Raw genomic sequence first — 10,847 nt, forward strand, 5'->3', positions numbered from 1 at the left:
GCCGCAGCGCGGGACGTCGACCTCGTCACACCGGGGCACACCGAGGGGCACCAGCGTCCTCGACCAGGGCGACCACATCACCGTCCTCGCGGGGCAGGCGTACGACGTCGCGGCCGAGTTCGGCGTCCCGTACCGCCCCTGGCTCGACCGGCTCGCGGAGCTCGCGGGCGGACGGCGAAGGTCCGTTTCGCCCACGACCGTGACCTGTGGGAAGGGGTCCTGCCACCGCGACGGTAGCCTGTGCGCCCGTGACCGAAACCCTGATCTGGACCGTCGTCGCGCTGATCGCGATCGGCCTGTACCTCAGCTGGACCGCCGGCCGGCTCGACCGGCTGCACTCGCGGATCGACGCGGCCCGCGCCGCCCTCGACGCCCAGCTGCTGCGCCGCGCCTCGGTCGCCCAGGAGCTGGCCACCTCCGGAGTGCTCGACCCGGCCGCCTCGATCGTGCTCTACGAGGCCGCGCACGCCGCCCGGCAGGCGGAGGAGGACCAGCGCGAGGTCGCCGAGAGCGAACTGAGCCAGGCGCTGCGGGCGGTGTTCGGCGAGCCCGAGCAGGTCGAGGCGGTACGGGAGGCCCCCGGCGGCGAGGAGGCCGCGGGCGAACTCGCGGCGGCCGTCCGCCGCGTACCGATGGCCCGCAGGTTCCACAACGACGCCGTGCGCGCCGCACGGGCGCTGCGCCGCCACCGCACGGTGCGCTGGTTCCGGCTCGCAGGCCACGCACCGTTTCCGCTGGCCTTCGAAATGGACGACGAACCGCCCGTGGCCCTTGCGGATCGACCGTCCTGACCATTCCGGCCTGCGAAATCAATCAAAACGATCCACCGGCTGAACATTGGCCCTTGATGTGGACTGCTGGTGGCCTGTTTCCTCGTTCTTGTCTCAACACCGCTTTCACGAGTGAGGTCCCCGTGTCCACCACGCTTCCCAACAGCACCCAGTCTCCCGAGACCGGCACCGCGCGCGTCAAGCGCGGCATGGCCGAGCAGCTCAAGGGCGGCGTGATCATGGACGTGGTCAACGCCGAGCAGGCGAAGATCGCCGAGGACGCGGGCGCCGTGGCCGTCATGGCCCTGGAGCGGGTCCCCGCCGACATCCGCAAGGACGGCGGCGTCGCCCGGATGTCCGACCCGAACATGATCGAAGAGATCATCGGCGCGGTCTCCATCCCGGTCATGGCCAAGTCCCGCATCGGCCACTTCGTCGAGGCCCAGGTCCTGCAGTCCCTCGGTGTCGACTACATCGACGAGTCCGAGGTCCTCACCCCGGCCGACGAGATCAACCACTCCGACAAGTGGGCCTTCACCACCCCCTTCGTCTGTGGCGCCACCAACCTGGGCGAGGCCCTGCGTCGTATCGCCGAGGGCGCGGCCATGATCCGCTCCAAGGGCGAGGCCGGCACCGGCAACGTCGTCGAGGCCGTCCGCCACCTGCGTCAGATCAAGAACGAGATCGCCAAGCTGCGCGGCTTCGACAACAACGAGCTGTTCGCCGCCGCCAAGGACCTGCGAGCCCCGTACGAGCTCGTCAAGGAGGTCGCCGAGCTCGGCAAGCTGCCGGTCGTGCTGTTCTCCGCCGGTGGTGTCGCCACCCCGGCCGACGCCGCCCTGATGCGCCAGCTCGGCGCCGAGGGTGTCTTCGTCGGCTCCGGCATCTTCAAGTCGGGCGACCCGGCCAAGCGCGCCGCCGCCATCGTGAAGGCCACCACCTTCTACGACGACCCGAAGGTCATCGCGGACGCCTCCCGTAACCTGGGCGAGGCCATGGTCGGCATCAACTGCGACACCCTCCCCGAGTCCGAGCGCTACGCCAACCGCGGCTGGTAATCACCCATGACCACACCCGTGATCGGTGTCCTGGCCCTCCAGGGCGACGTACGGGAGCACCTGATCGCCCTGGCCGCGGCTGACGCCGTGGCCAGGCCGGTCCGGCGCCCCGAGGAGCTCGCCGAGGTCGACGGCCTCGTCATACCCGGCGGCGAGTCCACCACCATCTCCAAGCTGGCCGCGCTCTTCGGCCTGATGGAGCCGCTGCGTGAGCGCATCGCCGCCGGCCTGCCCGTCTACGGCACCTGCGCCGGTCTGATCATGCTCGCCGACAAGATCCTCGACCCGCGCTCGGGCCAGGAGACCTTCGGCGGCATCGACATGATCGTCCGCCGCAACGCGTTCGGCCGTCAGAACGAGTCCTTCGAGGCCGGCGTCACCGTCACCGGCATCGAGGACGGCCCCGTCGAGGGCGTCTTCATCCGCGCCCCGTGGGTCGAGTCGGTCGGCGCGGAGGTCGAGGTCCTCGCCGAGCACGAGGGCCACATCGTGGCCGTACGACAGGGGCAGGCCCTGGCGACCTCGTTCCATCCCGAACTCACCGGCGATCACCGCATCCACGCCCTGTTCGTCGACATGGTGCGCGCCGCCCGGTGACGAGGTCCCGGTAAGATCTCTGGGGTTCGTTCAGAAATGGGTTACGCGAAGGAGACAGGCAGATGTCCGGCCACTCTAAATGGGCTACGACGAAGCACAAGAAGGCCGTGATCGACGCCAAGCGCGGCAAGCTCTTCGCGAAGCTGATCAAGAACATCGAGGTCGCGGCCCGGACCGGCGGCGCCGACCTGGATGGCAACCCGACGCTGTTCGACGCCGTGCAGAAGGCGAAGAAGAGCTCGGTCCCGAACAAGAACATCGACTCGGCGATCAAGCGCGGCGGCGGCCTCGAGGCCGGCGGCGTCGACTACGAGACGATCATGTACGAGGGCTACGGTCCGAACGGTGTCGCGGTGCTCATCGAGTGCCTCACCGACAACCGCAACCGTGCCGCCTCCGACGTCCGCGTCGCCATGACCCGCAACGGCGGTTCGATGGCCGACCCCGGCTCGGTCTCGTACCTGTTCAACCGCAAGGGCGTCATCGTGCTGCCCAAGGGCGAGCTGTCCGAGGACGACGTCCTCGGTGCCGTCCTCGACGCGGGTGCCGAAGAAGTCAACGACCTCGGTGAGAGCTTCGAGGTCATCAGCGAGGCCACCGACATGGTCGCCGTCCGTACCGCCCTCCAGGAGGCCGGTATCGACTACGACTCCGCCGACTCCAGCTTCGTCCCGACCATGCAGGTCGAGCTGGACGAGGAGGGCGCGCGCAAGATCTTCAAGCTGATCGACGCGCTGGAGGACAGCGACGACGTGCAGAACGTCTTCGCCAACTTCGACGTCAGCGACGAGGTCATGGAGAAGGTCGACGCCTGACGAGGCCTCGCCTTCGCAGACGGAGAACGGCCGGACCGACGGAGATACCCGTTGGTCCGGCCGTTCTCCGTCCGAGCCGTCCGAGCCGTCCGAGCCCTGAGTCGCGTGAGAGCGGATACGGAGAGCGGCCCGCCGGAAACCGGCGGGCCGCTTTTTCGACATCCCCGGCCGGGTGTCAGGAATCAGCCGGGTCCGGGATCACGTTCAGTCGATCCGCTTGAAGTCGCCCGAGTTCTTGACGCTCCCCGAGGCGCCGCCCGCGGCGGTGACCTTCTTCATCCGGCTGGTCCGGCCGTCCTGCCACCAGACGTTCATCGACGCCTTGTAGGTGCAGGTGTTCCGGTAGTACACGGTGGTGGTGGTCCAGCCCTCGGCCCAGGACCAGCTGAAGCAGCCGGTCTTGCCGCGGTGGATCTCCGAGGAAGCGGCCTGGGCGGGCGAGCTGAGACCGACCGTGGCGAGCGCGATCGCGGCGCCGGTGACGCCGATCTTGGACATGCGACGCATGTTTCCCCCTGTTGGGTTGTGTGGTCGGGACGAAAACGACCACTCGAACATCCGTACGTCGGTCAAACGTACGAGTGTCAGTGATCATAATGATTGACGATCATGACGGCAAGGTGAATTCGCGGCGCTCGGTCCGCGCCGCCGCCGGGTCGTCGGCCCGCCGGACCCCGTGGTCGGCCGCGGTGTCAGAGGCAGCCGGTAGCCTTCAGGCGGTTACCGAGGGAAGGAGGGGCAGTGCGTGTCTTGGGTGTCGACCCCGGGTTGACGCGGTGCGGCGTGGGGGTCGTCGACGGCGTCGCCGGGCGCCTTCTGACGATGCTCGGCGTCGGCGTCGTGCGCACTCCCGCCGACGATCAGATCGGCGCGCGGCTCGTCCTCATCGAACAGGGCATCGCGGCCTGGATCGAGGAGTACCGGCCCGAAGTGGTCGCCGTGGAGCGGGTCTTCAGCCAGCACAACGTGCGTACGGTGATGGGCACGGCCCAGGCCAGCGCCGTCGCCATGCTCTGCGCGTCCCGGCGCGGCATCCCCGTCGTGCTGCACACCCCCAGCGAGGTCAAGGCGGCCGTCACGGGAAGCGGCCGCGCCGACAAGGCCCAGGTCGGAGCCATGGTGACCCGACTGCTCCGGCTGTCCGCCCCGCCCAAGCCGGCCGACGCGGCGGACGCCCTCGCCCTGGCCATCTGTCACATCTGGCGCGCCCCGGCCCAGAACCGCCTGCAGCAGGCCGTCGCCGCCCATCACGCAACCCACGCCTCGAAAGGCCGACCCGCATGATCGCCTTCGTCAGCGGCCCGGTCGCCGCGCTCGCTCCCACCACCGCGGTCGTCGAGGTCGGCGGCATCGGCATGGCCGTCCAGTGCACGCCGAACACCATCGCCGATCTGAGGATCGGTCAGGAGGCCCGGCTCGCCACGTCGCTGGTGGTCCGTGAGGACTCCCTGACGCTCTACGGCTTCGCCGACGACGACGAGCGCCAGGTCTTCGAACTGCTCCAGACCGCCAGTGGCGTCGGACCCCGCCTCGCCCAGGCCATGCTCGGCGTGCACAGCCCGGACGCGCTCCGACTCGCCGTCTCCACCGGAGACGAGAAGGCCCTGACCGCCGTCCCCGGTATCGGCAAGAAGGGGGCGCAGAAGCTCCTCCTCGAACTGAAGGACAAGCTGGGCCGGCCTCTCGGCACCGGCGGCCTCGTCGGCGCCCAGCGCCCGGCGGCCGGTCCCGCGCCGTGGACGGAGCAGCTCTCCGCCGCCCTCATCGGCCTCGGCTACGCGTCCCGCGAGGCGGAGGAGGCGGTCGCGGCGGTGACTCCGCAGGCCGAAGCCGCCATCGCCGCGGGCGAAGCGGCGCCGGTCCCGCAGCTTCTCCGGGCGGCCCTCCAGACCCTGAACCGAGCCCGCTGACATGCCGGCGGGCATGGATCCCTCAGCCCGTCCGGCGCTCGGGGACACGGCCGCAGGCCGTACGGGGGCCTGGGGGTGTGCCCCCGGTTCGGGAGGCGGCGGCACACCCCCACGCCGCCAGGCGTAGGGGGCAGGGTGGGGCAGGAGCCCCGTGCAGCGCCCGCCCCGCCCTCGCCCCCGCTCGCGCCCCGCCCTCGCCCCGCATCGACACGCACCCCACCGCACCACACCACGAAGGCAGAGACCGTGAACTGGGACGACGACACCGCACCCGCAGCCGAGGACCGCCTCGTCGGCGCCTCCGCCGACGGCGACGACCAGGCCGTCGAGGCGGCGCTGCGTCCCAAGGACCTCGACGAGTTCGTCGGCCAGGAGAAGGTCCGCCAGCAGCTCGACCTGGTCCTCAAGGCCGCCCGTCAGCGCGGCGCCACCGCGGACCACGTCCTGCTCTCCGGCGCCCCCGGTCTCGGCAAGACCACCCTCTCGATGATCATCGCCGCCGAGATGAACGCCCCGATCCGGATCACCTCCGGTCCCGCCATCCAGCACGCCGGCGACCTCGCCGCGATCCTCTCCTCCCTCCAGGAGGGAGAGATCCTCTTTCTCGACGAGATCCACCGCATGTCCCGGCCCGCCGAGGAGATGCTCTACATGGCCATGGAGGACTTCCGCGTCGACGTCATCGTCGGCAAGGGCCCCGGGGCCACGGCCATCCCGCTGGAGCTGCCGCCCTTCACCCTGGTCGGCGCCACCACCCGCGCCGGACTCCTGCCGCCCCCGCTCCGCGACCGCTTCGGCTTCACCGGCCACATGGAGTTCTACGACCCCGCCGAGCTGGAGCGCGTCATCCACCGGTCCGCCGGACTCCTCGACGTCGAGATCGACACCGCCGGAGCCGCCGAGATCGCCGGCCGTTCGCGCGGCACCCCCCGCATCGCCAACCGCCTCCTGCGCCGCGTCCGCGACTACGCCCAGGTCAGGGCCGACGGCGTGATCACCCGCGAGATCGCCTCCGCCGCGCTCGGCGTCTACGAGGTGGACGCCCGCGGCCTCGACCGGCTCGACCGGGCCGTCCTGGAGGCCCTGCTCAAGCTCTTCGGCGGCGGACCGGTCGGTCTGTCGACCCTCGCCGTGGCGGTGGGGGAGGAGCGGGAGACCGTCGAGGAGGTCGCCGAACCCTTCCTCGTACGAGAAGGACTCCTGGCGCGCACACCCCGTGGTCGGGTCGCCACTCCGGCGGCATGGACACACCTCGGACTCGTTCCGCCGCAGGCAGCGGCCCCGGGCACGCCGGGAAGCGGACAACAGGGGCTCTTCGGGGCGTGACGGTTCGGTGACGGCGCGGAGACTCGCCGGACGAGGAACCAGGGTGCGATGCTGGACGTTGTTCCAACGATGCGGACTCGCCTAGACTCCGCCGATGCCGACCTTTCTGGTCGGCACGCCCACCCCCGAAGATCAGGCCGCGGGTTCTCCGCGTCCGTGCGAAGGAAACCCGTCCCGTGAGTATCGTGACCCTCCTCCCCTTCATCGTCCTCATCGGGGCCATGTTCCTGATGACCCGCTCTGCGAAGAAGAAGCAGCAGGCGGCCGCGCAGATGCGCGACGAGATGCAGCCCGGCACCGGCGTACGGACGATCGGGGGGATGTACGCCACCGTCAAGGAAATCGGCGACGAGACCGTCCTCCTCGAGGTCGCTCCCGGCGTGCACGCCGTCTACGCGAAGAACGCCATCGGCGCGGTCCTCGCGGACGACGAGTACAACCGCATCGTCCACGGTGACGAGCCGGACGCCGAGACCGTCGTCCCGGACGACGCCTCCTCCCTGACCGAGACGGCCGACGCCGTCGCGGCGGACGAGGTCGTCGCGGACACCAAGCCCGACCTGACCAAGAAGGCCGAGGCCGTCGAGGCCGACGCCGAGGTCAACAAGGACGGCAAGGGCGACAGCGGGACCGAGGCGAAGTAGTCGCGACCGGGGACCGCGGGACGCCCACAGGCGTCCGCGGTCCCCGGCACGGTTCCACGTCTGCGGGGGCAGGTCCCCACACACACTTCGTGGCCGCACCGCGCACACCCGGCGCCGGGCGGTTGGACAGGGAGAAACGACAAGGTGGCAGCACCGAAGAAGGGCCGAAGGCCGGCGGGGGGCCCGGGGGGCCAGAGCAGGCCGGGGCGTGCCCTGGCTCTGATCCTGATCGCGATGGTCGCGCTCACGGGCGGAATGTTCTGGTCGGGTCACACCACGCCGCGGCTGGGTATCGACCTCGCGGGCGGTACGTCCATCACGCTCAAGGCGAAGGCCGAGCCGGGCAAGGAAGAGGCCGTCAACGAGACCAACATGAACACGGCGGTCGGCATCATCGAGCGCCGTGTCAACGGTCTGGGTGTGTCCGAGTCCGAGGTCCAGACACAGGGTCGCGAGAACATCGTCGTCAACATCCCCCGGGGTGTGAACGAGAAGCAGGCCCGTGAGCAGGTCGGTACGACCGCTCAGCTGCACTTCCGACCGGTACTGGCCTGGGCCCCGAGCGCGCCGGCGACCCCGACGCCGACCGGCAGCGCCACGCCCTCCGCGTCCACGACGCCGTCGGCCGACTCCTCCGCGAGCCCGTCGGCCTCGGCCACCAAGGACGGCGAGGCCTCCCCCTCCGCGAGTGCCACCACGCAGGGCCGCGCCGTCAGCGAGGCCCTGAAGAAGGCGCCCACCCCGAGCGCGTCGGCCACCCCCTCGCCGGGCACCACGGAGTCCCCCGGCGCCACGCCGCCCGCCGACGCCGCCGCGAAGCTGCAGCAGGAGTTCGCCGCGCTCGACTGCACGCCCAAGGCCGCGAAGCCCGGCGAGAAGAAGGTCGTGCCGAACCCGGCCCGCGCCGTTCCGGCGGAGCAGCCGACGCTCGCATGCGGCACCGAGGGCGACGCCAAGTACATCCTCGGCCCGGCCGAGGTGGACGGTCGTGACGTCGACGACGCCAAGGGCGTCTTCGACCAGCAGCGCGGCATGTGGATCGTGAACATGGAGTTCACGGACGAGGGCGCCAAGAAGTTCGCGAAGATCACCGGCAAGCTCTCGCAGCAGCAGGAGCCGCAGAACCAGTTCGCGATCGTCCTGGACGGCTCTGTCGTCTCGGCCCCGTCCGTGCGGACCACGCTGAGCGCCAACGCGGAGATCTCCGGCAGCTTCAACCAGGAGTCGGCCCAGGACCTCGGCAACATCCTGTCCTACGGCGCCCTGCCGCTCTCCTTCGACACCCAGAGCGTCGACACGGTCACCGCCGCGCTCGGTGGTGAGCAGCTGGAGGCCGGTCTGATCGCCGGTGCCATCGGCCTCGCCCTCGTCGTCCTGTACCTGGTCGTCTACTACCGCGGCCTGTCGCTGATCGCCCTGCTCAGCCTCGGCGCCTCGGCCCTCCTCACCTACGTGATCATGTCGCTGCTCGGCCCGGCCATCGGCTTCGCGCTGAACCTGCCGGCCGTCTGTGGCGCCATCGTGGCCATCGGTATCACCGCGGACTCGTTCATCGTCTACTTCGAACGCATCCGCGACGAGGTCCGCGAGGGCCGCAACCTGCGCCCGGCCGTCGAGCGTGCCTGGCCGCGTGCCCGTCGTACGATCCTCGTCTCCGACTTCGTGTCGTTCCTCGCCGCCGCGGTGCTCTTCGTCGTCACCGTCGGCAAGGTCCAGGGCTTCGCGTTCACCCTCGGCCTGACCACCCTGCTCGACGTGGTCGTGGTGTTCCTCTTCACCAAGCCGCTGATGACGCTGCTCGCGCGCACCAAGTTCTACGGCGAGGGCCACGCCTGGTCCGGACTGGACCCGAAGCGACTCGGCGCCAAGCCGCCGCTGCGCCGTTCCCGTCGTGTCCCTGTCTCTGCCGCTGGCCCTGTCGACCACCCGAAGGAGGCGTGAGATGGCGAAGAAGCGCGACAGTCTCGGCGCCCGGCTCAACCGCGGTGAGGTCGCCTACGACTTCATCGGCAACCGCAAGCTCTGGTACGGCCTGTCCATCCTGATCACCATCACGGCGATCGTGGCGCTGGCCGTCCGCGGCCTGAACATGGGCATCGAGTTCCAGGGCGGTGCCGTCTTCACCACCCCGAAGTCGGAGGTCTCGGTCTCCCAGGCACAGGAGTACGCCGAGGAGGCCTCCGGCCATACCGCCGTCGTCCAGAAGCTCGGCAGCGGCGCGCTGCGCATCCAGGTCGGCGGCCTCGACACCGAGAAGTCCGACCAGGTCCGCGCCGAGCTCGCCAAGAACCTGAACATCGCCGAGAACAAGATCGCGGCGGAGCTGGTCGGCCCCAGCTGGGGTGAGCAGATCGCCAACAAGGCATGGACCGGTCTCGCGGTCTTCATGATCCTTGTGGTGATCTACCTGGCCATCGCCTTCGAATGGAGAATGGCGGTCGCGGCGCTCATCGCCCTGATCCACGACCTGACCATCACCGTCGGCATCTATTCGCTCGTCGGCTTCGAGGTCACGGTCGGCACGGTCATCGGTCTGCTGACGATCCTCGGCTACTCGCTGTACGACACGGTCGTGGTCTTCGACTCCCTCAAGGAGGGGACGAAGGACATCACCAAGCAGACCCGCTACACCTACAGCGATGTGGCCAACCGGTCGATCAACGGCACCTTGATCCGTTCGATCAACACCACCGTCGTGGCCCTGCTGCCGGTCGCCGGTCTGCTCTTCATCGGTGGCGGCGTACTCGGCGCCGGCATGCTGAACGACATCTCGCTGTCGCTGTTCGTCGGTCTCGCCGCCGGTGCGTACTCCTCGATCTTCATCGCCACCCCGCTCGTCGCCGACCTCAAGGAGCGCGAGCCGGCGATGAAGGCCCTCAAGAAGCGGGTGCTCGCCAAGCGCGCGTCCGCGGCCGCCAAGGGGGAGCCCCTGGACGGCGCCGACGAGGACGCGGACGACTTCCACGACGAGGCCGAGACCACCGTCGTCGGTCAGCGCGGCCGTCGCGGCCGCCCGTCGGAGAACCGCGGATGACCGCTGAAGCACAGGACACCACGGTCCTGCTCCTCAGCCGGATCCGGGACGTCCCCGACTACCCGAAGCCGGGAGTGCTGTTCAAGGACATCACCCCGCTCCTCGCGGACCCGGAGGCGTTCACGGCGCTGACCGACAGCCTCGCCGCGCTGTGCGTCACGCACGGCGCGACGAAGATCGTCGGCCTCGAGGCGCGGGGCTTCATCCTCGCCGCACCGGTCGCCGTCCGTGCGGGCCTGGGATTCGTCCCGGTCCGCAAGGCCGGCAAGCTGCCCGGTGCGACGCTGAAGCAGGCGTACGAGCTGGAGTACGGCACCGCCGAGATCGAGGTGCACGCCGAGGACCTGGTCGCCGGCGACCGCGTCATGGTCATCGACGACGTCCTCGCCACCGGCGGCACCGCCGAGGCCTCCATCGAGCTCATCCGGCGGGCCGGGGCCGAGGTCGCAGGCGTCGCGGTCCTCATGGAACTCGGCTTCCTGCCGGGCCGCGCCCGCCTGGAGCCCGCCCTGCGCGGCGCTCCACTGGAGGCGCTGATCACGGTCTGACACCGCACGCGCGCGTGAGGTGACGGGGCGCCCCAGGGGAGCCCCCGGGGGTACCCTCCATTGTCCTGAGCGCTTTCCTCACCCAAAATGGGCTCCCCCCACCGGTGTGCGCCTCACCCCCAACAAAAGGGGGCAAAGCAGAACC

The 10,847-nt window shown here is 70.1% G+C and carries 12 protein-coding genes; 11 read left to right on the forward strand and 1 reads right to left on the reverse strand.

Translation table 11 applies throughout. The annotated features are described in order from the left end of the window. Positions 1 to 248: 248 nt before the first annotated feature. From ACFUJR_RS13570 to ACFUJR_RS13585, 4 genes are all read left to right on the forward strand, one after another. Positions 249 to 791: a hypothetical protein gene (locus ACFUJR_RS13570; protein WP_383168987.1), complete on the forward strand. Its 543-nt coding sequence runs from the start codon at positions 249 to 251 to the stop codon at positions 789 to 791. Positions 792 to 979: 188 nt separating this feature from the next. Further along, positions 980 to 1,828, forward strand: a complete 849-nt coding sequence (pdxS, locus tag ACFUJR_RS13575; protein WP_229883522.1) for a pyridoxal 5'-phosphate synthase lyase subunit PdxS — start codon at positions 980 to 982, stop codon at positions 1,826 to 1,828. A 6-nt stretch (positions 1,829 to 1,834) separates the two neighbouring features. After that, positions 1,835 to 2,425, forward strand: a complete 591-nt coding sequence (gene pdxT, locus ACFUJR_RS13580; protein ID WP_383168990.1) for a pyridoxal 5'-phosphate synthase glutaminase subunit PdxT — start codon at positions 1,835 to 1,837, stop codon at positions 2,423 to 2,425. A gap of 62 nt (positions 2,426 to 2,487) precedes the next feature. Continuing rightward, positions 2,488 to 3,240 (forward strand): YebC/PmpR family DNA-binding transcriptional regulator, encoded by a 753-nt coding sequence (locus ACFUJR_RS13585; RefSeq protein ID WP_383168993.1) that lies wholly within the window; start codon positions 2,488 to 2,490, stop codon positions 3,238 to 3,240. A gap of 204 nt (positions 3,241 to 3,444) precedes the next feature. Here ACFUJR_RS13585 and ACFUJR_RS13590 read toward each other — a convergent pair whose 3' ends face one another. Continuing rightward, positions 3,445 to 3,738, reverse strand: coding sequence for a hypothetical protein (locus ACFUJR_RS13590; protein WP_383181301.1), 294 nt, complete (start codon positions 3,736 to 3,738; stop codon positions 3,445 to 3,447). A gap of 243 nt (positions 3,739 to 3,981) precedes the next feature. On the opposite strand from ACFUJR_RS13590, the gene ruvC reads away from it, so the two are divergent. The 7 genes from ruvC (at position 3,982) to ACFUJR_RS13625 (ending at position 10,702) form a co-directional block, all read left to right on the forward strand. Continuing rightward, on the forward strand, positions 3,982 to 4,524 hold the full coding sequence (gene ruvC / locus ACFUJR_RS13595) for a crossover junction endodeoxyribonuclease RuvC (protein WP_383181298.1): 543 nt from the start codon (positions 3,982 to 3,984) through the stop codon (positions 4,522 to 4,524). Then, positions 4,521 to 5,150 carry a Holliday junction branch migration protein RuvA gene (ruvA, locus tag ACFUJR_RS13600; RefSeq protein ID WP_383181295.1) on the forward strand — a complete coding sequence of 210 codons (630 nt, stop codon included), beginning with the start codon at positions 4,521 to 4,523 and terminating at the stop codon, positions 5,148 to 5,150. The genes ruvC and ruvA overlap by 4 nt, the downstream gene beginning before the upstream one ends. Before the next feature lie 246 nt (positions 5,151 to 5,396). Further along, entirely contained in the window at positions 5,397 to 6,476 is a 1,080-nt protein-coding gene (gene ruvB, locus ACFUJR_RS13605; RefSeq protein WP_383181292.1) for a Holliday junction branch migration DNA helicase RuvB, read from the forward strand. A gap of 176 nt (positions 6,477 to 6,652) precedes the next feature. Beyond that, positions 6,653 to 7,120 carry a preprotein translocase subunit YajC gene (yajC, locus tag ACFUJR_RS13610; RefSeq protein ID WP_383181289.1) on the forward strand — a complete coding sequence of 156 codons (468 nt, stop codon included), beginning with the start codon at positions 6,653 to 6,655 and terminating at the stop codon, positions 7,118 to 7,120. 144 nt (positions 7,121 to 7,264) lie between these two features. Continuing rightward, positions 7,265 to 9,061: a protein translocase subunit SecD gene (gene secD, locus ACFUJR_RS13615; RefSeq protein WP_383181364.1), complete on the forward strand. Its 1,797-nt coding sequence runs from the start codon at positions 7,265 to 7,267 to the stop codon at positions 9,059 to 9,061. 1 nt (position 9,062) lies between these two features. Next, entirely contained in the window at positions 9,063 to 10,154 is a 1,092-nt protein-coding gene (gene secF / locus ACFUJR_RS13620) for a protein translocase subunit SecF (RefSeq protein ID WP_383181361.1), read from the forward strand. Continuing rightward, entirely contained in the window at positions 10,151 to 10,702 is a 552-nt protein-coding gene (locus tag ACFUJR_RS13625; protein WP_383181358.1) for an adenine phosphoribosyltransferase, read from the forward strand. The genes secF and ACFUJR_RS13625 overlap by 4 nt, the downstream gene beginning before the upstream one ends. Positions 10,703 to 10,847 lie beyond the last annotated feature (145 nt).

It is taken from the genome of Streptomyces sp. NPDC057271 (genome assembly GCF_042668715.1).
In the GTDB taxonomy this organism is placed as follows: Bacteria; Actinomycetota; Actinomycetes; order Streptomycetales; family Streptomycetaceae; genus Streptomyces.

What these genes read in the sequence shown, in the direction of transcription:
- pdxS (WP_229883522.1), top strand. Translation starts at nt 980, where the DNA reads ATGGCCGAGCAGCTCAAGGGCGGCGTGATCATGGACGTGGTCAACGCC.
- pdxT (WP_383168990.1), top strand. Translation starts at nt 1,835, where the DNA reads ATGACCACACCCGTGATCGGTGTCCTGGCCCTCCAGGGCGACGTACGG.
- ACFUJR_RS13585 (WP_383168993.1), top strand. Translation starts at nt 2,488, where the DNA reads ATGTCCGGCCACTCTAAATGGGCTACGACGAAGCACAAGAAGGCCGTG.
- ACFUJR_RS13590 (WP_383181301.1), bottom strand. Translation starts at nt 3,738, where the DNA reads ATGTCCAAGATCGGCGTCACCGGCGCCGCGATCGCGCTCGCCACGGTC.
- ruvA (WP_383181295.1), top strand. Translation starts at nt 4,521, where the DNA reads ATGATCGCCTTCGTCAGCGGCCCGGTCGCCGCGCTCGCTCCCACCACC.
- secF (WP_383181361.1), top strand. Translation starts at nt 9,063, where the DNA reads ATGGCGAAGAAGCGCGACAGTCTCGGCGCCCGGCTCAACCGCGGTGAG.
- ACFUJR_RS13625 (WP_383181358.1), top strand. Translation starts at nt 10,151, where the DNA reads ATGACCGCTGAAGCACAGGACACCACGGTCCTGCTCCTCAGCCGGATC.